Here is a 23,276-nt window from a genome sequence, read left to right as displayed (position 1 = left end):
GTTCCGGAACGCGGCCGGGCAGGGGGGACGAACCGGCCAACTGTGACGATGGAGCGGAGGGTGTCTCACGGCGCCGGGGAGCGTGGCTAAACTCCGGCGCCATGACACTGCCGGATCAGTCTCGCGGGCGGCACAGCCTCGGCCGCGGGGCCGTCGAAGACGACGCCCCGACGCAGATATTCGTCGACGCGGGGGGCCGCCGGAAGCGGTGGCTGCGGCGCGGCGCGATTGCCGTGTGCGTCGCGGCGGCCGGATATCTCGGTCTGCTCGCCACCGGCATCGTCGCGTCATCGCCGCTCGGCACGCCCCCGTGGGTGGCCGAAAAGCCGGGCGACGCTGATGGGAAGCGTCCCGGCGAGGGGGCGAAACCGGATGCTTCGGAGGGGCCGACCGGCAGTGCGGAGGCCAGCAAGGCGCCGAGCCGGCCGCCGGCCACTGCCCGGCCCTCGGGAGCGCGCAGCACGGCTCCCGCTGCTACTGCCGGCCCGACCGCGGTGCCGGCTCCGGCCTCGAGCTTGCCGGGCAACGCGGCCTCCGCGCCCGGCCAGAGCACCGACAAGCCCGGCAATGCGCCTACCGAGCCTCCCGGCCAGACGCGCCGCCCGACCGCCGAGAACACCAACAAGGGCGGGCACTGAGTGGCCGGTCGGCGTCGTAAAGGGCAGGCCCTGCCGGGTGCCGCGCCGGTCGCATCGCCTGCGGCCGGCCCGGGTCCGGACGGCACGTTTTCACATGTCCCGTTTCCGGATGAATCCTTCCCGGATGACACCTTCCGGGCCGGCTCCGCACCGGACGACTCTTTCCGGGGCGGCCCCGCACCGGATGACACCTTCCGGGACGACTCCGTCCCGGCACCGAGGACCCCTGCAGCCGGTCCCCCGGCCCGCCCGGCGGCCGGTGCCCCCGCGCCGCGGCCGCCGCGCGAGCCCAAGGCGCACTGGCTCATGCTGGCCTTCGTCCTCGTGGTCGTCGCGTCGGCGCTGCTGCTCGACGGGTACGCCCGGCACACCGTAGGCCGTTCCGGCACCGCGTCGGCCGACGAGGCTTCCTGCGCCCCGGCGCCGACCGCGGTACGTGAGGGCGGCCCGGTCATCCGGGCCACCGAGGGCGGTACGGAGTCGGCGTCGATGCCGCCGAAGACGGTGGCACTGACGTTCGACGACGGCCCCGACCCGACGTGGACGCCGCGGGTCCTCGAAGTACTCGAACGGCACAACGCCAAGGGCACCTTCTTCATGGTGGGCGCCGAGGCCGCGACGCATCCCGGTCTGGTACGCAAAGTACGCGACGCCGGCCACGAGATCGGTTCGCACACGTATACGCACACCGACATCGGCGCCCAGCCCGCGTGGCGGACCAATCTCGAACTCACGCTGACCGACAACGCCATCGCCGGTGCCGCGGGCCTGCGGCCGCGGTTGATGCGTCCGCCGTACTCGTCGGTCCCCTCCGCCTTGTGCGGGGAGACCTGGGAGGCGGTCCGCAGGGCCGGTCAGGACGGCTATCTGACCGTCACCACCGACCTGGACTCGAAGGACTGGGCCAAGCCGGGCGCCGCGGCGATCGCGGCCGCCGCCATGCCGAAGGGCGGGGCGGGCGCGGTGGTGATGTTCCACGACGGCGGCGGCGACCGCACGCAGACCGTCGAGGGCCTCGACATGCTGCTCACCGAACTCGGCAAGCAGGGCTACCGGTTCACCACGGTGTCGGATGGTGTCGGGCTGCCGCCCACCGCGCGGGCCGACTCGACGGCCGAACTGCGCGGCGGTGCGCTCATCTGGGCGCAGCGCGGCGCGCACTGGTTCACCGTCGGCATGACCTGGACGCTGGCCATCGCGGGCGTGCTGACCGTGCTGCGGCTCGTGGTGCTGCTCGTCGTGGCGCGCATCCACGTACGCCGGACGCGGCGGTCCCAGAAGCGGCGCTTCCGGCTGCCCGAGGTGTGGGACCCGGTGTCGGTGATCGTGCCGGCGTACAACGAAGCGGCGGGCATCGAGGCGACTTTGCGCTCGCTGGCGGCCTCCACGCACCCGAATGTCGAGATCGTGGTCGTGGACGACGGTTCGACGGACGGCACCGCGGACATCGCCGAGTCGCTGAAGCTGCCCGGGGTCTCGGTGATCCGGCAGCGCAACGCGGGCAAGGCGGCCGCGTTGAACACCGGGATCGCGTGGTCGAGCCATGAGCTCGTGGTCATGATCGACGGCGACACCGTCTTCGAACCGGATGCCGTGCACCACCTGGTGCAGCCGTTCGCGGACCCGGCGGTCGGTGCCGTGAGCGGCAACACCAAGGTGGGCAACAGGCGCGGCATCCTGGGCCGTTGGCAGCATCTGGAGTACGTGATCGGGTTCAACCTCGACCGCCGGATGTTCGACGTGCTGGAGTGCATGCCGACGGTTCCGGGCGCGATCGGCGGCTTCCGGCGCACCGCGCTGGCCGGTGTCGGCGGCGTCAGCGAGGACACGCTGGCCGAGGACACCGACCTGACGATGGCGTTCTGCCGCTCCGGTTGGCGCGTGGTCTACGAGGAGCGGGCGCTGGCCTGGACGGAGGCGCCTGAGTCGCTGCGGCAGTTGTGGCGGCAGCGCTACCGGTGGTGCTACGGCACGCTGCAGGCGATGTGGAAGCACCGCAAGGCGCTCGTCGAGCGCGGCCCGGCCGGGCACTTGGGGCGCCGCGGGCTGCCGTACCTGTTCCTGTTCCAGGTGCTGATGCCGCTGCTCGCGCCGGTGGTCGACGTGTTCGCGCTGTACGGCGTGGTCTTCCTGGACCCGTGGCAGACCGTCGGGATCTGGTCGGCCTTCCTGGTCGCGCAGTTGCTGACCGCGATGTACGCGCTGCGCCTGGACCGGGAGAAGTTCGGGCCGATCTGGACGCTGCCGCTGCAGCAGTTCGTGTACCGGCAGCTGATGTACCTGGTGGTGATCCAGTCCGTGGTGACCGCGGTGCTGGGCAACCGGCTGCGCTGGCACCGCATGCAGCGGACCGGTTCGGCAGCCGAGGAACTCGGGCGGGTACGCAGCACGGCCTGAGCAGCACTGTCCGAGCAGCACGGCCTGAGCAGCACTCCCGGAGCAGCGCTGCCTGACCGGAGTTCCGCGGGCCGCCACCCCGCACCCTGGCGTTTGTATGACTGTTTCGCCACCCGGATAGCCGCGTGTCGCGGCGGGTAATGCCCAGACGTCCGGGTGGCGGAAACGGGGGAAAGCCAAAGGGGTCTGGGGTGGCGCAGCCTTTCGAACTGCCGGAGTTCTACATGCCGTATCCGGCACGGCTCAATCCGAATCTGGAGACGGCCCGCACGCATACGAAGCAGTGGGCCGGCGAGATGGGGATGCTGGAAGGGTCGGGCGTCTGGACCGGCGACGACCTCGATGCGCACGACTATGCACTGCTCTGCTCCTATACCCATCCCGATTGCGATGCGACGAAGTTGTCGCTGGTCACGGACTGGTACACGTGGGTCTTCTTCTTCGACGACCATTTCCTGGAAGTGTTCAAGCGGTCGCAGGACCGGGAAGGCGGCAAGGCGTATCTGGACCGCCTGCCGCTGTTCATGCCGCTGGATTCCGGGACCGGGACGCCGGAGCCGACCAATCCCGTGGAGGCGGGGCTCGCGGATCTGTGGACGCGTACCGTGCCGTCGATGTCGCAGGAGTGGCGCGAGCGGTTCGCCGAGCACACCGCGAATCTCCTCAACGAATCCCTCTGGGAATTGTCGAACATCAATGAGCACCGGATCGCGAATCCGGTCGAGTACATCGAGATGCGCCGCAAGGTCGGCGGCGCGCCCTGGTCGGCGAACCTGGTGGAGTTCGCGGCGGGGGCCGAAGTCCCGCAGGAGATCGCCGAGTCGCGCCCGCTGAGGGTGCTGCGCGAGACGTTCTCGGATGCCGTGCACCTGCGCAACGACCTCTTCTCGTACGAGCGGGAGATCCAGGACGAGGGCGAGCTGAGCAACGGGGTCCTGGTCCTGGAGACCTTCTTCGACTGCGGCACGCAGGAGGCCGCCGACGCCGTCAACGACCTGCTGACCTCGCGGCTGCAGCAGTTCGAGGACACCGTCTTCACCGAACTCGGGCCGCTGTTCTCCGAGTACGCCATCGACCCGAAGCGCTGCGCGGACGTGCTGGCGTACGTGAAGGGCCTGCAGGACTGGCAGTCCGGCGGCCACGAATGGCACATGCGGTCCAGCCGCTACATGAACGAGAACGCGCGGACCGGCGGCGTCGGCGCTCTGCCGTACGCGTTCGCACCGGGCGGAGGCGGCGGCGCGGGCTGGAGCGGCGCGGGCGGCCTGGGCCCTGCCGGGCTCGGCATGTCGGCGGTGAACATCCTGGCCACGCTGAACCGGCTGCGCCGCCGCCTGCACACGCCGCATCCGGTCGGGCCCTCCCCGCTCCCGGAGTTCGCGATGCCCTACCCGCTCGCGCTCAGCCCGCATCTGGACCGGGCGCGCCGCGCGTCGGTGGACTGGGCGGAGCAGATGGGCATGCTGACGCCGCAGCCGGGCGAGCCGGGTACGGAAGTGTGGGACCGCGAGAAGCTGATCGGCTTCGACTTCGCGCTGTGCTCGGCCGGACTCGATCCGGACGCCACCGCCGAGGAGTTGGAGCTTTCCGCGCAGTGGCTGACGTGGGGGACGTACGGGGACGACTACTTCCCGGTGCGCTTCGGCACCCCTGGGGACGTGGCCGGCGCGAAGCTGTGCACCGAGCGGCTGATCGCCCAGATGCCGGTGGACGGTGCGCCCGCTCCCCCGCCGGCCACCGCGCTGGAGCGCGGGCTCGCGGACCTGTGGGAGCGGACCACGCGCTCGATGTCCGACCCGGTCCGGCGCGACTTCCGGGAGGTGAACCGGAAGATGCTGGACAGCTGGGTGTGGGAGGTCCACAACCTGGCCCACCGCCGCGTCCCCGATCCGGTCGACTACATCGAGATGCGCCGCGACACGTTCGGCTCGGACCTGACGATGAGCCTGTGCCGGCTGCAGCACGGCGCCGGAGTTCCGGACGCCATCTACCGGAGCGGGCCGGTGCGTTCGCTGGAGAACGCGGCGATGGACTACGCGTGCCTGGTCAACGACCTGTTCTCGTACCAGAAAGAGATCGAGTACGAAGGCGAGGTGCACAACGCGCTGCTGGTGGTCGAGAAGTTCTTCGACTGCGACCACGAGACGTCGGTGCGGATCGTCGCGGACCTCATGAACCAGCGCATGAGCCAGTTCCAGCACGTCATCGCGCATGAGCTGCCGATCCTGTACGACGACCACCGGCTCGGGGCCGAGGGCCGCGCGAGTATGGACGCGTACGTCGCGGACCTGCAGAACTGGCTGTCCGGCATCCTGAACTGGCATCAGGCCGCCCAGCGGTACGACGAGGAGTCGCTGCGCCGCAACTTCGCGTCCCCGGACGCCCGGACGCCGGCCCCGAGGACGTCGCCCACCGGTTCCCCGGTGCTGTCCGCCACCGCACCGGCATATGCGCCCGTACGGCCGGGCCTGCCGCCGATCCCCGAGACCGTGCCGGCCGCGATGGTCACGGGAGCGGTGGCGTTCACCGCGCCGGTGGCCTCGGGCCTGGGCAGTTCGGGTTCCCGGATCGGGGTGGCGCTCAGCCGCCGCAACTGACCCGCGGCGGTTCCCGAACCGGTACGGCGGGCCGGCCATCCGCTCCGGCCCGCCGTGCCTTCGCATCCCGCACCGAGGCGCGCGTCACCCGTCGAGCGCGGCGCGCAGTTCGCCGCCCTCGGACTCCAGGTGCCGCAGGAACTCGCGGACGGCCGGCGTGCTCGTGCGGTCCGCGACGAGCGTCGTGCCGACCGTGCGGCGGACCGATTCGAGCGGCACGGGCAGCGCCGCGAGCTGGTCGTCGCCGGAGATGACCAGCTCGGGCAGCGCGGCGATCATGTCGGTGGCCAGCAGCAGGGCGCGCACGGTCAGGATCGAGGTGCACTCGACCCGGTCGGCGGGCAGCGGGAGGCCGCTGCGGTCGAACAGGCCTTCCAGTTCGCCGCGCAGCGTGGTCTGTTCGAGCGGCAGGATCCACGGGTGCGCGAGCGTGTCGGCGAGCGCGAGGCGGCGCCCGGTGTGCAGCGGGTGGCCGCGCCGGGCCATGAGGCGGATCGGCTCGTGGTACAGCGCGTGCTGGCGTACCCGGCCCGGCTCCGGCGGCGGGCTCAGCCGGCCGACGACGACGTCGACCTCGCCGGACAGGAGCTGCTGGTACAGGACGTCGTAGGTGGCCTCGCGGACCACCACGGTGATGCGCGGCCGCTCGCGCTTGAGGGCCGCGACCGCGCGCGGCAGCAGGACGGCGGTGCCGGCCAGGAGGGTGCCGACCGTGACCGTCCCGGTCTGGCCCTCGCGCAGGCCGGCGAGGTGGTCGCCGGCCCGCCGGACCTCGGCGAGCACGACGCGTGCGTGGTCGACGAACGCCTCCCCGGACACGGTCGCGGTCATGCCGCGCGGTCCGCGGTCGAAGAGGCGGGCGCCGACCAGGTCCTCCAGCTCGCGCAGGGTGCGGGTGGCGGCGGGCTGGGTCAGGTGCAGCGTCTCGGCGGCACGCACCACGCTGCCCTGTTCGGCGACCGCCACGGCCAGGGTCAGGTGGCGGAATTTCAGCCGCCCGTCGAGCAGGTCGATCATGGGCGGCCTTCCGAGCGGACGGGGTGGTGCGCGGGGCTGCGGGGCAGCTGCCGCACCGGACGCCGCGAGTATATCGATCCTGGTATGGCACAGCGCCAAACGGGCATTGGCTGGTTATGGCTGCCCGCCGCCATGATGCACGTATGCAGCACTACATCGGCGGCCGGTTCGAGGCCGAAAGCGAGGGCGAACCCTTCGCGTTGACCGACCCGGTCACCGGGACCGCGTTCGACACCGTCCCGCAGGCAGGCCGGGAGACCGTCGGCCGCGCCGTGGCGGCCGCCCGCAGCGCCCTGGCCGGCCCGTGGGGCGATCTGGACACCGCGGAGCGGTGCCGCATCCTGCGGCGCGTCGCGGACGGCATCGAGGCGCGCTTCGAGGAGTTCGCGGCGGCCGAGATCGCGGACACCGGCAAGCCGTACGCACTCGCCTCGACGGTCGACATCCCGCGCGGCATCGCGAACTTCCGCAGCTACGCCGACCTGGCGCTGGGCCGCGCGGAGGAGTCGTATCGCACGACCACCCCGGACGGCCTGGGCGCACTCAACTACACGGTGCGCCGCCCGCTGGGCGTGGTGGCCGTGGTCTCCCCGTGGAACCTGCCGCTGCTCCTGCTGACCTGGAAGGTCGCCCCGGCGCTCGCGGCGGGCAACACGGTGGTGGCCAAGCCGTCCGAACTCACCCCGTCCACGGCGACCCTGCTGGCGGAGGTGATGGACGAGGCCGGGGTCCCGGCCGGCGTGTTCAACCTGGTGCACGGACTCGGCACGGACAGCGCGGGCGAGTTCCTGACCTCCCACCCGGGCGTGGACGCCATCGCGTTCACCGGGGAGACCCGCACCGGAACCGCCATCATGCGCGCCGCCGCGCGCAACCTGACCCCGGTCTCGTTCGAACTCGGCGGCAAGAACGCCGCACTGGTGTTCGCCGACGCGGACCTCGACAAGGCCGTCGAGGGCACCCTGGCCTCCGCGTTCACCAACGCCGGCCAGGTGTGCCTGTGCACCGAGCGCGTGTACGTCGAACGCGCGGTGTTCGACGACTTCGCCGCCGCGCTGGCCGCCCGGGCCAAGGAACTGGTCCTGGGCCGGCCGTACGACGAGAGCACCCGGATGGGCCCGCTGGTCTCCGCGGAGCACCGCGCCAAGGTGCTCGGCTACTACGAGCAGGCCGCGCGCGACGGGGCGGTCCTGGCCGGCGGCGGCATCCCGTACTTCGGCGACGACCGCGACGGCGGCTACTTCGTGCAGCCCACCGTGCTGGCCGGGCTGCCCGAGTCGCATCCGGTGGTGCGCGAGGAGATCTTCGGCCCGGTCTGCCACGTCGCCCCCTTCGATACCGAGGAGGAGGCCGTGCGGCTGGCCAACGACAGCCCGTACGGCCTGGCCGCGTCACTGTGGACCACCGACGTCTCGCGCGCGCACCGGGTCGCGCCGAAGCTCGAGGTCGGCATCTCCTGGGTGAACTGCTGGAACCTGCGCGACCTGCGGACCCCGTTCGGCGGCGTCAAGGCCTCCGGCATCGGCCGCGAAGGCGGCATGCACTCCCTGGACTTCTTCTCCGAACCGACGAATGTGTGCGTGAAGCTGTGACGACGACCGACCGCAAGGTCCTTGTGGAAGCCGCGGACCGGCTGGACTGGGCGCGCCGCAACGGCACCCCGTGTCCGCCGGTGCGCGACATCCTGCCGCCCGGCGACGTCGCCGCGGCGTATGCGGTGCAGCAGATCCAGACCGAGCGCCGGATGACGTCGGGGCGCCGCGTGGTGGGCCGCAAGATCGGCCTGACCTCGCTTGCCGTGCAGAAGCAACTCGGCGTGGACACACCGGACTTCGGGGTGCTCTTCGACGACATGGCGGTGCCGGACGGGGCGGAGATCCCGCACGGTGCGGTGCTGCAGCCGCGCGCCGAGGCCGAGGTCGCGCTGGTGCTCGAACACGACCTGCCGCACGAGCGCAACACGGTGGCGGACCTGATCCGCGCGACCGCGTTCGTGCTGCCCGCGATCGAGGTGGTCGGCAGCCGGGTCGCGGACTGGGACATCACGATCGTCGACACGGTCGCCGACAACGCCTCGTCCGGCCTGTACGTGCTGGGCGGGCGGCCGACACTGCTGCGCGATGTGGACCTGCGCACCGCGGGCATGGTCCTGGAGCGGCGCGGCGAGCAGGTGTCCACGGGCGCGGGCGCGGCCTGCCTCGGGCATCCGCTGAACGCCGCGCTCTGGCTGGCCGACGCACTGGCCGCGGTGGGCGACCCGCTCCGGGCGGGCGACACCGTGCTGACCGGCGCGCTGGGCCCGATGGTCGCCGCGGCGCCCGGGGACGCCTTCGAGGCACGCATCCAGGGGTTGGGCAGCGTGCGGGCGGTCTTCGGGCGTCCGGCGGCCGGATCCGGCACGGACGAGGAGGCCGGGGCATGAACGACGCGACGGGCCTGGTGGAGCGCTGGGCGCAGCTGCTGGACGACGCGGCGACCGGGCGCAAGCCGGTGGCCGGGCCGACCGAACTGGCGGACGTGCCGCTGGCCGACGCGTATGCGGTGCAGCGGGCCGTGGTCCGCCGCCGGCTGGACCGCGGCGACCGCATCGCCGGGTTCAAGCTGGGCTTCACGTCGGTCGCCAAGATGCGGCAGATGGGCGTGCACGACCTGATCCACGGATGGCTGACCGAGGGCATGCGGGTCGCGGACGGCGGTACCGCCGACACGGCCGCGCTGCTGCACCCGCGGATCGAGCCCGAAGTGGCGTTCCTGCTCGGTGCGCCGCTGGGCGCCGGGGCGGACAACAGCGACCCGCTGGGCGCGGTCGCCGGCGTGGCTCCGGCGGTGGAGATCATCGACTCTCGGTACGCCGGGTTCTCCTTCACGCTCGCCGAAGTCGTCGCGGACAACGCCTCGTCGGCCGGTTTCGCGGTGGGCGCGTGGCGTCCGGCCGCGGGGGTCGTCCTGGACAACCTGGGCGTGCTGCTCGAAGTCGACGGCCGCGTCGCGCAGACCGGCACCACGGCGGCGATCCTCGGGCACCCGCTGCGCTCGCTCGCGGCCGCGGCGCGGCTCGCCGCGCAGGCCGGGACGACGCTGCCGGCCGGTTCGGTGATCCTGGCGGGCGCCGCGACCGCGGCCGTACCGCTGCTGCCCGGGCACCACGTCCGCGCGAGCATCGAGGGCCTGGGCGCGGTCGAGGTCACCGCCGCGGCGGAGGTGATGGGATGACCGGCACCGCCGAAGGGACGAACGCGGACGCCCTTGTCGTCCCCGGCAAGGCCAAGCCGCGCGGCCGGTTCCCGCACTTCCGGCGCGCCGGGGACCTCGTGTTCGTGTCCGGCACCAGCTCGCGCCGCCCGGACGGCAGCTTCGCCGGGGCCGCGGCCGACCCCATGGGAGTGACCGACCTCGACATCCGCGAGCAGACCCGCGCCGTCATCGGCAACATCGCGGACATCCTTGCCGCGGCCGGGGGTTCGCTGGCCGACCTGGTCAACGTCACGACGTACCTGGTCAACATGAACGACTTCGGCGGCTACAACGAGGTCTACGCCGAGTTCTTCGACGAGACCGGCCCGGCCCGCACCACGGTCGCGGTCCACCAGTTGCCGCACCCGCATCTCTTGATCGAGATCAGTGCCACCGCGTACCTTCCGGTTTCGGACAAAACGACCGTTTGACCCACGTACGCCCCGGCATCGACATGACGTCACCAGACCTCCAAGGAGCGCCTATGTCCGGCAGCACGCCGCGCGCCCCGTTCAACCTCAACGCCTGGATCGACGCCAACCAGCACCTGCTCAAGCCCCCGGTCGGCAACGTGCAGGTCTGGCAGGACGCCGACCTCATGGTGACCCTGGTCGGCGGGCCCAACCGGCGCACCGACTTCCACGACGACCCCATCGAGGAGTTCTTCTACCAGCTGCGCGGCGACATGGTGCTGCGCGTCATGGAGGAGGACGGCAAGCCGCCGCGCGACATCCCGATAAGGGAGGGCGACGTCTTCCTAGCCCCGGCGCACCTGCGGCACTCGCCGCAGCGCCCCGAGCCGGGCAGCATCGGCCTGGTCGTGGAGTTCGCCCGGCCGGCCGGGGTGCGCGATGCGTTCGAGTGGTACTGCATGTCCTGCCACCGGCTGGTGCACCGCGCCGAGGTGCAGCTGCAGTCCATCGTCGACGACCTGCCGCCGATCTTCGCGGGCTTCTACGCGGACGACGCGGCACGCGTCTGCCCGCACTGCGGCGCCGTGCACCCGGGCCGCGACTGGCCCGAGGAGCTGCGCCCGCAGACCGCCGGCACCCGCGCCGCCGCCGAAGCCGCCGAAGCTGCCGAAGCTGCCGAAGGCACCAACGACCCGCAGGACCCGCACAGTCAGGACGTCCAGGCCCCATGACCGTCATCGACGTGCATGCGCACGTCTTCCCCCCGATCTCGCGGGCCGATTCGCGCGTGCTGCGCGACCAGGACGGCCCGTGGCTGCGCCAACACGGCGACGGCACCGGCATGATGATGCTCGGCGACGCCGAGTACCGCCCGGTCACGCAGTCGCTGTGGGACCCCGCCGTGCGGGTCGCCGAGATGGACCGCCAGGGCGTCGACATCCAGGTGGTGTCGAGCACGCCGCTGATGTTCGGCTACGACACCGAGGTGGCCCGGGCCGCCGAGTGGTGCGACCGGGTCAACGCCCAGATGCTGGAGCTGTGCGCGGCCGCACCGGACCGCCTGGTGCCGCTGTGCCAGGTCCCGATGCAGGACACCGAGGCGGCGTGCGAGGCGGTGACGCGGGCGGTGCGTGCCGGGCACCGCGGCGTCCACCTGGGCAACCATGTCGGCCCGCGCGATCTGGACCACGGTGCGGTCACCGAGTTCCTCACGCACTGCGCCCGCGAGGGCGCGGCCGTGCTCGTGCACCCATGGGACATGGCCGACGACCCGCGCACCAGCGAGTACATGCTGGCCTGGCTGGTCGGCATGCCCGCCGAGACGCAGCTGTCGATCCTGCGGCTGATGCTGTCCGGGGCGTTCGAGCGGGTGCCGGCCGAGCTGAACCTGCTCTTCGCGCACGGCGGCGGGGCGTTCCCGTACCTGATGGGCCGGGCCGACAACGCGTGGCACCGGCGCGACATCGTGCGCAAGGACAGCCCGCGTCCGCCGTCCGCCTACCTGGACCGGTTCCATGTCGACTCGGCGGTGTTCGACCTGCGGTCGCTGCGGCTGCTGGTCGACGTCATGGGCACCGACCGGGTGCTGCTGGGCAGCGACTACCCGTTCCCGCTCGGCGAGGCCGAGCCGGGTGCGCTGATCCGCGCCAGCGACCTGTCGCCGGACGAGAAGAGCGCCCTGCTGGGACGCAACGCGGTACGCCTGTTCGGCCTCGAGGACCTGGTCGGTCCCGCTCTCGCCACCACGGAGGCTTCGCGATGACGACGCGCACCCCGCGCACCAAGGTCGCGATCATCGGTTCGGGCAACATCGGCACGGACCTGATGATCAAGGTGATCCGCGGCTCCGAGACGCTCGAAGTGGCCGCCATGATCGGTATCGACCCGGAGTCCGACGGCCTGGCCAGGGCCCGCCGGTTCGGCGTGGCCACCAGCGCAGCCGGGGTCGAAGGGCTCGTCAAGCTGGACGAGTTCGATGACATCGCGTTCGTCTTCGACGCCACCTCGGCGCGCGCCCACCGGCACCACCACGACACCCTCGTGCCGCTGGGCAAGCGCATGGTGGACCTGACGCCGGCCGCGATCGGCCCCTACGTGGTGCCGCCGGTCAATCTCGGCGCCCATCTGGACAGCGTGAACGTCAACATGGTCACCTGCGGGGGCCAGGCGACCGTGCCGATGGTGGCTGCGGTCAGCGCGGTCACGCCCGTCGCGTACGCCGAGATCGTGGCGTCCATATCGTCGCGCTCGGCCGGCCCCGGGACGCGCGCCAACATCGACGAGTTCACCGAGACCACGGCCCGCGCCCTGGAGGAACTCGGCGGCGCGCGGCGCGGCAAGGCGATCATCGTGCTCAACCCGGCCGAACCGCCGCTGATCATGCGGGACACGGTGCACTGCCTGGTCCCGGACTGCGATCCGGAGCAGGTCAAGGCGTCCGTGCACGGCATGGTCGAGCGGGTGCGCGAGTACGTCCCGGGCTACCGCCTCAAGCAGGAGGTCCAGTTCCTGCCGGTGCCCGCGGGCGCGCCCGCGGCGAAGCTCGCCGGACTGGCCGAAGGCGGCTGGCAGATCAGCGTGTTCCTCGAAGTCGAGGGAGCGGCGCACTACCTCCCCGCGTACGCCGGGAACCTCGACATCATGACGGCGGCCGCGCTACGCACCGCCGAGTACCTGGCCGCCGGGAGGGTCGCCGCGTGACCGCCGAACAGATAGCCCCGTCCGGCCCGGACTCCGGTCAGGAGAACCGGGCGAACCGGGAGAACCAGGGGACCCAGGAGAACGCAGCCACGGGTGATACCGCCGCTGCGCTGCCGCCGCGGGTGTACGTGCAGGATGTGACCCTGCGGGACGGCATGCACGCCATCCGGCACAGCTACACCCTCGACCAAGTGCGGGCCATCGCCGCGGCGTTGGACGCCGCCGGGGTGGACGCGGTCGAGGTCGCGCACGGCGACGGCCTGTCCGGCGGCTCCCTCACCTACGGACCGGGCGAACACACCGACTGGGAATGGCTGGAGGCCGCGGCCTCGGTGCTCACCCGGGCCAAGCTGACCTCGCTGCTGCTGCCCGGCATCGGCACCGCCGACGATCTGCGCCGGGCCCGCGACCTGGGCGTGGTGTCGATCCGCATCGCGACGCACTGCACCGAGGCGGACATCTCCGCGCAGCACATCGGCCTGGCCCGCGAACTGGGCATGGACGTCTCGGGGTTCCTGATGATGTCGCACATGGCCGAACCGGCGCGGCTGGCCGCGCAGGCCAAGCTGATGGAGTCGTACGGCGCGAACTGCGTGTACGTCGTGGACTCCGGCGGCCGGCTCACCATGGACGGAGTGCGCGACCGGGTGCGGGCGTACCGCGACGTGCTCGACGCGGAGACCGAGATCGGCATCCACGCGCACCACAACCTGGCGCTCGGCGTGGCGAACAGCGTGGTCGCGGTCGAGAACGGCGTCCGGCGGGTGGACGCGTCGCTGGCCGGCCAGGGCGCGGGGGCCGGGAACGCGCCGCTGGAGCCGTTCGTGGCGGTCATGGACCTGCTCGGCTGGGAGCACGGCTGCGCGTTGTTCCCGCTGATGGACGCCGCCGAGGACCTGGTCCGGCCGACCCAGGACCGCCCGGTGCGGGTGGACCGGGAGACGCTGACGCTCGGCTACGCCGGGGTGTACTCCAGCTTCCTGCGGCATGCCGAGTCGGCATCGGCGCGGTACGGCGTGGACACCCGCGACATCCTCGTCGAGGTCGGGGCGCGCCGCATGGTCGGCGGCCAGGAGGACCTGCTGCCGGACGTCGCCCTGGACCTGGCGGCCCGCGCCGCCGAGAACGCCGCACCGAAGGAAGAGGCGAAGTGACCGTCACCGAAACCGGGCCCGCCGCCCTCGCGGCCCGCGCCGAGGCGCTGGACGCGGCCGACGGACTGGCCGCGCTGCGCGACCGCTTCCTGCTCCCGAAGGGCGTCGTCTACCTGGACGGCAACTCGCTCGGCGCGCTGCCGGCCGCCGTGCCCGCGGCGGTCGAGGACGCGGTGCGCCGCCAGTGGGGCACCGACCTGATCCGGTCGTGGAACGACAACGACTGGTGGGGTGCGCCGCTGCGGATCGGCGACACCATCGGCCGGCTGATCGGCGCCGCGCCCGGCCAGGTGGCGTGCGGGGACTCGACCAGCGTGCAGTTGTTCAACGCGCTGACCGCGGCCGCCCGGCTGCGCCCGGACCGGCAGGTGCTGCTGACCGACCCGGACCACTTCCCCACCGACCAGTACATCGCCGACTCGGTGGCCCGCATGCTGGGGCTGACCGTGCGCCGCGTGCCGGTCGGCGAACTGGCCGACGTGCTGGCCGCGGAGGGCCACCGGGTGGCGGTCGCCGCGTACGGCCCGGTGGACTACCGCACCGGCGAACTCGCCGACATGGCGGCGCTCACCGCGGCGGCGCACGAGGTCGGGGCGCTGTTCCTGTGGGACCTGTGCCACGCAGCCGGCGCGCTGCCGGTCGGCCTCGACGCGATCGGCGCGGACCTCGCGGTCGGCTGCGGCTACAAATACCTGTCCGGCGGGCCCGGAGCGCCCGCGTTCATCTACGTCGCGGAGCGCCACCAGGACGCGTTCGACCACGCCGTGACCGGCTGGCATGGGCATGCCGAGCCGTTCGCGATGCAGTCGACGTACGCGCCGGCCCCGGGCATCGCGCGGGCCCGGATCGGTACGCCGCCGCTGCTGTCGATGCTCGCGTTGGAGGCGGCCCTCACCGCCTTCGACGGCGTGGACATGGCCGCGCTGCGGGCGAAGTCCCTGTCCCTGACCGGGCTTTTCCTGGACTGCGCGGACGCGATGCTGGACGGCCTCGGCTTCACGGTCGCCACGCCCCGCGAACCGGAACGCCGGGGCAGCCAGGTCTCGCTGCGGCACGAGCACGCGTACCCGATCGTGCAGGCGCACATCGAACGCGGGTTCATCGGCGACATGCGGGCGCCGGACATCCTGCGCTTCGGGTTCAACGCGCTGTACGTGACGCACCGCGACGTGTTCGCGGCGGTCGAGGCGCTGCGCGAGATCACCGCCACCGGCGAGTACACCGACGAGAGGTTCGCCGTCCGCTCCGCGGTCACCTGACCGGGCCTTCCCACCCGGCCCCTCGGACCCGGCTCGGGGATCGGTCCGGCACCGCCGACCGGCCGATCCCCGAGCCGAACACACCCCACATTCCTGCAATTCCTCCAGATACGCGGCATTCCCCCGAGTTCGTACCTGCCAGGTGAGCGCAACATGCCGCGCACGACCGCAGGTCTGCACCACCGCACATGTCCCCTAGGAGTCCCGCGACGGAAGGACCCGTCCTTATGCGCGTCCCCCGCACCATCCCCGGCATCCCGCTGTCCCGCAGATCCGGGGCGTTCGTGGCCGCGGCCGTGGCCACCGCCACCACGGCCGCGCTGCTCGCCCCGACCGGCGGCTCGGCCGCGGACGCCGCCCCAGCGGCCGCCACACCGGGCAGCGCCGCCAACGACCCGAACATCCCGTTCGTGTGCGACAACAGCCGTCCGCAGGCCGCCGACCCCGGCAGCTACGGCATGCAGCTCGACGGCAGCTTCCTGCACCCCGCCTCGACCCCGGTCGACGAGGAGAACCCGCACCCGTTCCCGGGCCGCATGGACGACTACGACACCCGGTCGTACAGCAAGAACGTCAAGATCGAAGCGGCTTACGAAGGCGAGGCCTTCACGCCGGACTTCTTCCACACGTGGCAGAACATCGTCGACTTCGGCGGCCGCCGGTACATGTTCCAGTACGACCGGTCCGAGGGCCGCGTCTACGACATCACCGACGTCAAGAACGTCCAGGTCGTCGAGCGCATGAGCCGCAACGACGTGGACGGCGACGAGTCCAAGGCCAACGGCTCGTGGGCGGCGTACGACTACTGGGGCGCCACCACGATCCAGTGGAGCGCGAAGCTCAACTCGTACGTCATGGTCATGTCGTTCGAGGACAAGCGGCAGATCTCCGAGCTGCACCCCGAGCCCGGCCAGGACAAGTTCGACAACCCGGCCGGCGTCGCCGCGGTCCGCGCCAAGAAGGGCCTGAAGGGCTTCAAGGTCTTCAAGCTGAACGGCCCGACCAAGAAGGACTGGCAGCTGCTGTCCACAGTCAGCACGGACTCCACGCAGGCCGACCCGCTCAACAGCGACCTGGCCAACCCGCAGCAGGGTTCCGGCTCGCTGGACGTGCCCTACTGGGACGGCGGCAAGTACCTGTTCATCGCCGTCGCACCGAACGACACCTACGCCAACACCGAGTACCCGACCAACCTGCACTCGGCCGGCTACCAGTCGTGGGACATGTCGGACCCGGCCAAGCCCAAGCTGCTCGACACCTGGCACCTCGAAGGCCAGGTCAAGGGTGAGGAGGCCGCGTACGCGAAGAACCCGCGCTGCGGCAACCGCACCAGCTGGATGGGCGCGCGCATGCCGCTGTTCATCCCCAAGCCGGTGGAGCAGGGCGGCAAGTACGGCTTCGCGATCCAGGGCGGCTTCGGCCTGACCGTGCTGGACATCTCGAACCCGGCGGACATGAAGCAGGTCAGCCACCTCGACCTGCCGCCGTCGGTGGCCGGCACCGAGGGCGACAACATCGACGTGTCGCAGTACGAGAAGACCGGCATGATCTACGTGTCCGGCTACCCGCTGACCGAGGACTGCTACGAGCCGTACAAGCCGATCTGGCAGATCGACGCGCGCGACCCCGCCAAGCCGCGCGTGGTCGGGCAGCTTCCGCGGCCGACCCCGCCGAAGACGTCCGGCATCACCGACTACTGCCAGCGGCGCGGCAGCTTCGGGCCGAAGCGCACCGGGTACTACACGAACCCCGGCAAGCCGGACAACGGCACCCTGGTCTACGGGTTCTACAACGCGGGCGCGCAGTTCTTCGACGTGAAGAACCCGGCCCGCCCGGAGATCGAGGCGTACTTCGTGCCGAAGGCGTACGGCACGAAGACCCAGGACTGGCCCAGCGAGGACGGATCGTTCCCGGACTGGGCCAAGGGCAACCAGACGCACGGCGTCTACACGGAGTGGGACCGGAACATCGTCTGGGTGTTCACCAACCACGGCATCTACGCGCTTTCGTCGCGTGACGTGCTCGGCAAGCCCAACCTCGGCCGACCGGAACAGCCCTTCCGCAACAGCCAGTTCTGACCCCTGCGGCTGTTCGGAGAACCGGGGCCCCGGGCCGGCGTACCCGCCGCCCGGGGCTCCGGCGTTCGCGCGCCGCGGACATGCCGCCCTGATGCTTCGGCAACTCTGCGAAGCGCCAGGGCGGTTCGCTTGTCACCGGTCACAAAGCAGGCTGCCGAACTCTACGTTACCGGCCAGTTAAGCCGGGGATCACGAGCCGCCATGATGTGCGACAGCGCAATTCGCTGACCCGCCACACCGCAGGAGGCAATGTGAAGTCCTCGCACCGGCCAGGGTTCCGGCGTATCGGCCGCGGCGTCCTGGCGGCCGCCGCGCTGCTCGGTCTCGTCTTCGGCACCCAAGCGGGCACCTCGACCGCCGCCGAGCCGCGCCAGGTCTATGTCGCGCTGGGCGACTCGATGGCGTCCGGCCCGCTGATCCTGCCGATCACCGGGCCCGTGGCCTGCGCCCGCTCGACCAACAACTACCCGCACGAACTCGCCGAGCGGCTGGGCGTGGACGAGCTCCGCGACGTCACCTGCAGCGGCGCGGACACCAAGGACATGACCTCGCCGCAGCCGCTCTCGCTCCTCGACGTCGACATGGGCGAAGCTCCCCCGCAGTTCGACGCGCTGGGCACCGACACGACCCTGGTGACCCTGACCATCGGCGGCAACGACGCCGGGCTGGTCGGCATCGCCAACGACTGCATGCAGCTCAACCCGTTCGCCGCGACCTGCAAGAGCAGGTTCACCGCGGGCGGCGTCGACCAGGTCGCGCAGCGTGTGGACGCGGTCGGCCCGAAGCTCGCCGCGGTGCTGGACGGCATCCACGCCAAGGCCCCCAACGCGCGCGTGGTCGTCACCGGCTACGGCCTCTACATCAAGGCCGGCGGCTGCTGGCCGATCCAGCCGATCCTCAACACCGATGCCAACTACCTGCAGGGCAACGTGGACCGGCTCAACGGCGTGATCGCCGCCCAGGCCGCCGCGCACGGCGCCGAGTATGTCGACGTCCGCACCCCGAGTCTGGGCCACGACGCCTGCCGGGCGCCGTCCGACCGCTGGGTCGAGGGCTACGTCCCCACCAACCTGGCCGCCCCGCTGCACCCGAACGAGCGCGGCGAATGGAACTACGCCCGCATCATCCAGGAGTCCATGAGCTGACGCCCCCGGGCGTTGTGACCCTCCACAGTCCCGTCCGCCGCAGACCCGCACCCGGGCCACGGCGGGCGGGACCGGCCCGTCCGCAGGTCGGCACGCCCGAACCCCGCTCGGGTCGTCGGGGCCGCGTAATGCGGTGGACGTCAGGGATCGGGCATTCGTGCGCGCGGGCCGGATCGGCTCGGCGTGACCGCCGGGCGGTTCAGGGTGCGGGGGTGGCCTTTGAGCGCGGGTCGGCGACGGTGAGCGGGTACTCGGCGCGCAGGATGATCCGGACGAGGAGACCGCCATCCTCGAGCCGGGGCAGCGGGAGCGGCTCGGGGCGTGCGGTGCCGAGTACCGGCAGCGAGGAGTACTGCTTCGTCAACTCCCCGGTTCCGTCCGGGAAGTACGCTGCCGGAGCCACTTCCGGCAGCGAGTGCCCGGGCGCGATGGCGATCTCGGTGGTCGTCGCGATCTCCGGCATCTCGACCGCGGCGAGCACGTCGGCGGCCATCGCCGTGATCCCGTGCGCGTCGGCCCCGGACCTGCCGATGATGTGGACCGTGGTCACCCGGATGCAGGCTGCCGGAACACCGGGGGTCTTCCGGTCCGCGGGAAACGGCAGGTCGTAGGCGCACACCTCGCCGGTGCGGCTGTCCAGGCGATAGGCCGTCCACGTGACCGGGTCGACCGGCGGCAGCCGCATCTCCATGGCCCGGACGGCCTGCTCGTGCGCCGATGCGATCGCGCGCGCACGGGCGGCCTGCTTGGCTTGCTCCCCGGTCGGCCCGGGCGGTGACCCCCACCACTTGAGGTGTTTACCGGGGTCGAACGTGCAGCTGGGGAAGAACAGCACGACCACGACCGCCATCGCGACGAGCCACACGAAGGCCCCGCCCAGGCAACTCGCTTGGACCCAGGGCGGATCCCCGACGCGCTCGTCTTCGTGCGGTCGTTCCTCCACAGCGCCAATGTAGGGAGAACGGGCAGGCCGCAGGTCTCCGCGCCGTCACCGTTGCATATCGAGCGGGTTCAGCGGCCGGTCCACTGCGGCGGGCGCTTCTCCAGGAACGCGGCGATGCCTTCCTTGGCGTCCTCGGAGGCCATGATGGCCGCGAAGCCGTCGGTGGTGGCCTGCCAGCCGAGTTCGTCGTCGCCCGTGGTGGCCCGGTCGACGGCCTGCAGGGTCTGCGCCACCGCGGTGGGCGAGTTGACGCAGATGCGCTCGGCGAGTTCCCGCGCTCGGGCGAGCGCTTCGCCGGGTTCGGTGAGGCGGTTGACGACGCCGAGGGCATGCAGCCGGGCCGCGTCCACGGGGTCGCCGGTGACCAGCATTTCGCGGGCCACGTTGAGCGGCAGAGTGCGCGGCGCGCGGAAGATCGCGCCGCAGTTGGCGAGCAGCCCGCGGCGCACCTCGGGCAGCGCGAAGGCGGCGGTGCGCGAGGCGACGACCAGGTCGCAGGCGAGCACGATCTCGAAGCCGCCGCCGTACGCGACGCCTTCGACCGCGGCGATGAGCGGCTTGGTGCGCGGGCGCCGGATGATGCCGTACTGACCGCCGCGTTCGGTCTTGGGCGCGTAGCCGGCGGACAGGTCGGTGCCGGCCGAGAACACCGTGGCCGTGCCGGTCAGGATGCCGGCCCACAGGTCGGGGTCGTCCTCCAGGAGGTCGAGGCCGGCCTCGATGCCGTCGCTCAGCTCCTGGTCGATCGCGTTGCGCTTGTCCTCGCGGCGCAGCGCGATGACCAGGACGTGCCCGTGCCGCTCGTACGTGACCAGTTCCGTCGCCATACCTGTTGCCGCCTCTCGTCGCCGGTCAGACTACTTGATCACGTCAACTTCTTCGGGGGCGTGCATGATCCGGACGATTCGTGGCATCCGTCCTGAAGCCGTGCGGCGGGCGCACGGGCAGGAGGCCACGATGCACGACGCACACGCAGACACCGGCCCGGCGGACGGGGCGGCCACCGCCGACGTGATCCGGCAGGCACTGGACGGGCATCCCGCGCAGCGCGGCGATCTCGAGGACCTCTACAAGGACCTGCACCGCAACCCCGAGCTGTCCTTCGCCGAGGTCCGCACCTCCGGGATCGTCGCCGAGCGGCTGCGGGACCTTGGTTACGAGGTCACCACCGGGGTCGGGCGTACCGGCGTGGTCGGGGTCCTCGCCAACGGCGAGGGGCCGCGCGTCTTCCTGCGCGCCGACTTCGACGCGCTGCCGGTTGCCGAGCGCACCGGGCTGCCGTACGCCTCGACCGCGACCGCCGCCGATCAGGACGGCCACCAGGTCCCGGTCATGCACGCGTGCGGCCACGACATGCACGTCACGTGCCTGCTGGGTGCGCTGCGGCTGCTCGCGGACGCGCGGGCGTCGTGGTCGGGGACGGTCGTCGCGCTGTTCCAGCCCGCCGAGGAGATCGGCAAGGGCGCGCAGGCCATGGTCGACGACCGGCTGTTCGCGCGGTTCGGCACGCCCGATGTCGTCCTGGGCCAGCATGTCGGGCCGTTCCCGGCCGGCGCGCTCGGCGCCCATCCCGGCCCGGCGCTGGCGGCCACGGATGCGCTGCGCGTGCAGTTGTTCGGCAAAGGCGGGCACGGCTCGCGGCCCGAGACGGCGATCGACCCGGTGCTGATGGCCGCCCACACGGTGGTGCGGCTGCAGTCGGTGGTGTCCCGCGAGATCGCGGGCGGCGACACGGCCGTGGTGACCGTGGGCTCGATGCGGGCCGGCACCAAGGACAACATCATCCCGGACGACGCCGAGCTCAAGCTCAACATCCGCACCTACACCGACGAGGTGCGCGGGACCGTGCTGGCCGCGGTCGAACGCATCGTCAAGGCGGAGGCGGCCGCGAGCGGCGCGCCGCGCGAGCCGGAGATCTCGCCGATCGGCCGGTTCCCGGTCCTGGTCAACGACCCGGACGCGACCGGCCGCACGGTCGGCGCGCTGACCGCGCACTTCGGCCCCGAGGCGGTCTTCGACCCGGGGCCGGCCACCGGCAGCGAGGACTGCGGCACCTTCGCCACCGCGTCCGGCGCGCCGCTGTGCTTCTGGTTCTTCGGCGGCACCGACCGGGAGCAGTTCGCCGCCGCGCTCGAGGCCGGCACCGTGGCGCGCGACATCCCGTCCAATCATTCGCCGCTGTTCGCGCCCGTCGTGCAGCCGACGCTGGACGTCGGGGTCGCGGCGATGACGGTCGCGGCGCTCGCATGGCTCGCCCCCGCGGGGTGACGGCTGGGGTGACAACAGGGCCGCCTCGCGGGGCGCGTCAGGGCTGCGGGCCGATCTGCGGGCCGCGGTCGTCGATCTGCCGGCCCGGGGGCGGTCCGTAGCCCTCGATGACCGCGTGCCAGGGCTCTTGGAAGGTCGGGAGCGTGGAGCCGACCGCCCAGGCGGACGGCAGTGCCGGGTCGGCGCCCGGCACCGCGGCGACCGAGAAGAGCGAGGCGCCGCGCGCGTCCGGGTCCTCGGCGGCGGGGACCTGCACCCATGCGGTGCCGTCCCAGCGCATCAGGACCGCGGGGGTTTTCTCGTCCGGCCGGGTGCCGGCCGCCCACACGACGCCGCTGACCGGGTCGGCCGAGACGCCGTGCAGGTTGGCCTCGACGGGCGGCATCGCGGCGGGTGTCCAGGCCGTGCCGTCCCAGTGGTACGCGGTCGGGTGCGACACCCCGTCGGCACCGCTGCTGCTGCCCACCGCCCAGGCGTCGTCCGGACCGAGCACCGCGACGCCTTCGAGGCTGTGCGCCTGCGCGGTGTCGAAGGGCACGTCCACGATGCGCCACCGGGTGCCGTCCCAATGCTCCACGAGCGGGCGTCCGACCCCGCCGGTGTAGGCGACGCCGACTGCCCAGGCGCCGCCGGCCCCGTCGGCCGCGGCGGCGAACAGGATCGCGTTGCCGCCGGTGTCGGGCGTGGTGACCGAGGTCCAGGACGTGCCGTCCCAGTGGTACGCGAGCGGGTGCGGGTCGGCGATCCGGTCCTCGGCGAGCGCACCCACCGCCCAGACGTCGGACGGCCCGATGGCCGCTGCGCCGAACGGGTAAGCCGACATGTTGCGCGGCTCGGGCGGCATCGGCGTCTGCCGCCAGGTGTGCCCGTCGAAGTGCACCGCCAAGGCCCGGTCGTTGGACGCGGCGGCCTCGTTCCAGTGCCCGAGGGCCCATACGTCGTCCGCGGCGAGTGGCGCCACGGCATCGAACTGGCCGTTTCCGGAAGCCACTTCGACCGGGATGTCACGCCACGCATGCCCGTCGAAGTGCTGGACCAGCGGCGGTCCGTCGGCGGCCTCGCCGCGGTACCCCACGGCCCAGACGTCCCGCGGCCCGAGCGCGGCCACCGCGCGCAGTTCCTGGTCGTCGCGCGGCGCTCCGAGGGGCCAGGTGTGCCAGTCCGCCTCGTCGGCGCGTGCGCCGGTCGCGAGGGCCGGAGCCGCGAGCGCGAGGGTCGCCAGTGCCGTCGCGGCCGCGAAGGCCGCCCTGCCGCGTGTCGTCCGCATCGGCTTCCGCGTCCGCAGCCCCGTGCGCATTCTGCCGTTCCTCCTGGTCGGGAAGCGCAGACGCTACCGACCGGCGCACGCCCGCCGCGCCCTCTCGGCCCCCGGAACCCCCGGCCCGCCGCCAACTTCACCCATCCGGCCGTCCCCCGACGGCCCATTCGTCCGT

Annotated in this window: 19 protein-coding genes; 15 read left to right on the top strand and 4 right to left on the bottom strand. The window is 72.2% G+C overall.

All coding sequences use genetic code 11. The features are described from left to right. The first annotated feature begins 101 nt into the window (after positions 1–101). The 3 genes from LZ495_RS20720 to LZ495_RS20710 all read left to right on the top strand — a co-directional run bounded on the left by LZ495_RS20720 (position 102) and on the right by LZ495_RS20710 (position 5,632). Positions 102–638, top strand: coding sequence for a hypothetical protein (locus LZ495_RS20720; protein WP_235053999.1), 537 nt, complete (start codon positions 102–104; stop codon positions 636–638). Positions 639–944: 306 nt separating this feature from the next. After that, positions 945–3,035, top strand: coding sequence for a bifunctional polysaccharide deacetylase/glycosyltransferase family 2 protein (locus LZ495_RS20715; protein ID WP_235053997.1), 2,091 nt, complete (start codon positions 945–947; stop codon positions 3,033–3,035). A 191-nt stretch (positions 3,036–3,226) separates the two neighbouring features. Next, on the top strand, positions 3,227–5,632 hold the full coding sequence (locus LZ495_RS20710) for a terpene synthase family protein (RefSeq protein ID WP_235053996.1): 2,406 nt from the start codon (positions 3,227–3,229) through the stop codon (positions 5,630–5,632). A gap of 84 nt (positions 5,633–5,716) precedes the next feature. On the opposite strand, the gene LZ495_RS20705 is transcribed toward LZ495_RS20710, so the two are convergent. Further along, a complete protein-coding gene (locus tag LZ495_RS20705) occupies positions 5,717–6,649 on the bottom strand; it encodes a LysR substrate-binding domain-containing protein (protein ID WP_268823116.1) in 933 nt (310 codons plus the stop codon). 143 nt (positions 6,650–6,792) lie between these two features. On the opposite strand from LZ495_RS20705, the gene LZ495_RS20700 reads away from it, so the two are divergent. From LZ495_RS20700 to LZ495_RS20650, 11 genes are all read left to right on the top strand, one after another. Then, on the top strand, positions 6,793–8,241 hold the full coding sequence (locus LZ495_RS20700; protein WP_235053994.1) for a 2-hydroxymuconic semialdehyde dehydrogenase: 1,449 nt from the start codon (positions 6,793–6,795) through the stop codon (positions 8,239–8,241). Beyond that, positions 8,238–9,071 (top strand): 2-keto-4-pentenoate hydratase, encoded by an 834-nt coding sequence (locus tag LZ495_RS20695; protein WP_235053992.1) that lies wholly within the window; start codon positions 8,238–8,240, stop codon positions 9,069–9,071. The genes LZ495_RS20700 and LZ495_RS20695 overlap by 4 nt, the downstream gene beginning before the upstream one ends. Then, on the top strand, positions 9,068–9,862 hold the full coding sequence (locus LZ495_RS20690; RefSeq protein ID WP_235053991.1) for a 2-keto-4-pentenoate hydratase: 795 nt from the start codon (positions 9,068–9,070) through the stop codon (positions 9,860–9,862). Before LZ495_RS20695 ends, LZ495_RS20690 begins: the two co-directional genes overlap by 4 nt. Next, a complete protein-coding gene (locus LZ495_RS20685) occupies positions 9,859–10,314 on the top strand; it encodes a RidA family protein (protein ID WP_235053989.1) in 456 nt (151 codons plus the stop codon). Before LZ495_RS20690 ends, LZ495_RS20685 begins: the two co-directional genes overlap by 4 nt. Positions 10,315–10,367: 53 nt before the next feature. After that, positions 10,368–11,027, top strand: coding sequence for a 3-hydroxyanthranilate 3,4-dioxygenase (locus LZ495_RS20680; protein ID WP_235053988.1), 660 nt, complete (start codon positions 10,368–10,370; stop codon positions 11,025–11,027). Next, positions 11,024–12,058, top strand: coding sequence for an amidohydrolase family protein (locus LZ495_RS20675; RefSeq protein WP_235053986.1), 1,035 nt, complete (start codon positions 11,024–11,026; stop codon positions 12,056–12,058). The genes LZ495_RS20680 and LZ495_RS20675 overlap by 4 nt, the downstream gene beginning before the upstream one ends. Continuing rightward, positions 12,055–12,996 (top strand): acetaldehyde dehydrogenase (acetylating), encoded by a 942-nt coding sequence (locus LZ495_RS20670; RefSeq protein WP_235053984.1) that lies wholly within the window; start codon positions 12,055–12,057, stop codon positions 12,994–12,996. The genes LZ495_RS20675 and LZ495_RS20670 overlap by 4 nt, the downstream gene beginning before the upstream one ends. 110 nt (positions 12,997–13,106) lie before the next feature. Further along, positions 13,107–14,150, top strand: a complete 1,044-nt coding sequence (gene dmpG / locus LZ495_RS20665; protein WP_372498615.1) for a 4-hydroxy-2-oxovalerate aldolase — start codon at positions 13,107–13,109, stop codon at positions 14,148–14,150. Then, entirely contained in the window at positions 14,147–15,409 is a 1,263-nt protein-coding gene (kynU, locus tag LZ495_RS20660) for a kynureninase (protein ID WP_235053982.1), read from the top strand. The genes dmpG and kynU overlap by 4 nt, the downstream gene beginning before the upstream one ends. A gap of 227 nt (positions 15,410–15,636) precedes the next feature. Then, positions 15,637–17,487 (top strand): LVIVD repeat-containing protein, encoded by a 1,851-nt coding sequence (locus tag LZ495_RS20655; RefSeq protein WP_235053981.1) that lies wholly within the window; start codon positions 15,637–15,639, stop codon positions 17,485–17,487. Positions 17,488–17,738: 251 nt separating this feature from the next. Next, complete coding sequence (locus LZ495_RS20650) at positions 17,739–18,632, top strand: SGNH/GDSL hydrolase family protein (protein WP_372498613.1); 894 nt, start codon at positions 17,739–17,741, stop codon at positions 18,630–18,632. A 199-nt stretch (positions 18,633–18,831) separates the two neighbouring features. On the opposite strand, the gene LZ495_RS20645 is transcribed toward LZ495_RS20650, so the two are convergent. After that, complete coding sequence (locus LZ495_RS20645; protein ID WP_235053979.1) at positions 18,832–19,575, bottom strand: hypothetical protein; 744 nt, start codon at positions 19,573–19,575, stop codon at positions 18,832–18,834. A 68-nt stretch (positions 19,576–19,643) separates the two neighbouring features. Then, on the bottom strand, positions 19,644–20,402 hold the full coding sequence (locus LZ495_RS20640) for an enoyl-CoA hydratase-related protein (RefSeq protein ID WP_235053977.1): 759 nt from the start codon (positions 20,400–20,402) through the stop codon (positions 19,644–19,646). 130 nt (positions 20,403–20,532) lie between these two features. On the opposite strand from LZ495_RS20640, the gene LZ495_RS20635 reads away from it, so the two are divergent. Continuing rightward, positions 20,533–21,843: an amidohydrolase gene (locus LZ495_RS20635; protein ID WP_235053976.1), complete on the top strand. Its 1,311-nt coding sequence runs from the start codon at positions 20,533–20,535 to the stop codon at positions 21,841–21,843. Positions 21,844–21,880: 37 nt separating this feature from the next. On the opposite strand, the gene LZ495_RS20630 is transcribed toward LZ495_RS20635, so the two are convergent. After that, positions 21,881–23,110, bottom strand: a complete 1,230-nt coding sequence (locus LZ495_RS20630; protein ID WP_235053975.1) for a hypothetical protein — start codon at positions 23,108–23,110, stop codon at positions 21,881–21,883. Between the last annotated feature and the right edge of the window lie 166 nt (positions 23,111–23,276).

Source organism: Yinghuangia soli (genome assembly GCF_021502675.1).
GTDB classification, from domain to species: Bacteria; Actinomycetota; Actinomycetes; order Streptomycetales; family Streptomycetaceae; genus Yinghuangia; species Yinghuangia soli.
This window is presented reverse-complemented; position numbering and strand designations above follow the sequence as displayed.

Coding starts and splice junctions, on each gene's coding strand:
- LZ495_RS20720 (WP_235053999.1), top strand. CDS start 102: ATGACACTGCCGGATCAGTCTCGCGGGCGGCACAGCCTCGGCCGCGGG.
- LZ495_RS20715 (WP_235053997.1), top strand. CDS start 945: ATGCTGGCCTTCGTCCTCGTGGTCGTCGCGTCGGCGCTGCTGCTCGAC.
- LZ495_RS20705 (WP_268823116.1), bottom strand. CDS start 6,649: ATGATCGACCTGCTCGACGGGCGGCTGAAATTCCGCCACCTGACCCTG.
- LZ495_RS20700 (WP_235053994.1), top strand. CDS start 6,793: ATGCAGCACTACATCGGCGGCCGGTTCGAGGCCGAAAGCGAGGGCGAA.
- LZ495_RS20690 (WP_235053991.1), top strand. CDS start 9,068: ATGAACGACGCGACGGGCCTGGTGGAGCGCTGGGCGCAGCTGCTGGAC.
- LZ495_RS20685 (WP_235053989.1), top strand. CDS start 9,859: ATGACCGGCACCGCCGAAGGGACGAACGCGGACGCCCTTGTCGTCCCC.
- LZ495_RS20680 (WP_235053988.1), top strand. CDS start 10,368: ATGTCCGGCAGCACGCCGCGCGCCCCGTTCAACCTCAACGCCTGGATC.
- LZ495_RS20675 (WP_235053986.1), top strand. CDS start 11,024: ATGACCGTCATCGACGTGCATGCGCACGTCTTCCCCCCGATCTCGCGG.
- LZ495_RS20670 (WP_235053984.1), top strand. CDS start 12,055: ATGACGACGCGCACCCCGCGCACCAAGGTCGCGATCATCGGTTCGGGC.
- LZ495_RS20655 (WP_235053981.1), top strand. CDS start 15,637: ATGCGCGTCCCCCGCACCATCCCCGGCATCCCGCTGTCCCGCAGATCC.
- LZ495_RS20640 (WP_235053977.1), bottom strand. CDS start 20,402: ATGGCGACGGAACTGGTCACGTACGAGCGGCACGGGCACGTCCTGGTC.
- LZ495_RS20635 (WP_235053976.1), top strand. CDS start 20,533: ATGCACGACGCACACGCAGACACCGGCCCGGCGGACGGGGCGGCCACC.
- LZ495_RS20630 (WP_235053975.1), bottom strand. CDS start 23,110: ATGCGGACGACACGCGGCAGGGCGGCCTTCGCGGCCGCGACGGCACTG.